This is a genomic window from Seonamhaeicola sediminis, from assembly GCF_004358095.2.
GTDB classification, from domain to species: domain Bacteria; phylum Bacteroidota; class Bacteroidia; order Flavobacteriales; family Flavobacteriaceae; genus Seonamhaeicola; species Seonamhaeicola sediminis.
This window is the reverse complement of sequence record NZ_SMZJ02000045.1, coordinates 1-569: the sequence shown is the minus strand read 5'-3', so window position 1 is coordinate 569 and position 569 is coordinate 1. Positions and strand designations below refer to the sequence as shown.

Annotated in this window: 1 protein-coding gene; it reads left to right on the top strand. The window is 44.5% G+C overall.

The genetic code is table 11. The features are described 5' to 3' along the window. Nucleotides 1-569 (top strand): hypothetical protein (locus tag E1J38_RS15145; RefSeq protein WP_186525883.1); only part of this gene is annotated, 569 nt, incomplete at both ends.

Here is a 569-nt window from a genome sequence, read left to right as displayed (position 1 = left end):
AGTATAACAGGCGGATGTGATCCACAAGGAAGTATTAAGTCACAGGATGCCGCACCAGCTTTATGTGAAGGCGGAGAGGCGACTGTAGTATGGACTATTACTGATTTATGTGAGACTTTTGATGTAGAGGCTACATGGAAATTGAATGCGCCAACAGAGATATCAGTAGGAACACCACCTAGTGATGCGATGGCAGATTCATGTACGTTTGTAGATCAAGATGCAGTAGATGCAGCTTATGCACAATGGATAACAGCTACGACCAATGCAGCCGTAGGCAGTATAACAGGCGGATGTGATCCACAAGGAAGTATTAAGTCACAGGATGCCGCACCAGCTTTATGTGAAGGCGGAGAGGCGACTGTAGTATGGACTATTACTGATTTATGTGAGACTTTTGATGTAAGTGCTACATGGAAATTGAATGCAGCCCCAGCATTAGTTATCAATGAAGTTGGAGACGATATGGATAATAGTTCTTGTGACTATGCAGACCAAGCTGCTTTAGATTTAGCCTTCCAAGGTTTCTTAGATCAATTTGGGGCAAGTGGCGGATGCAGCCCACAAGG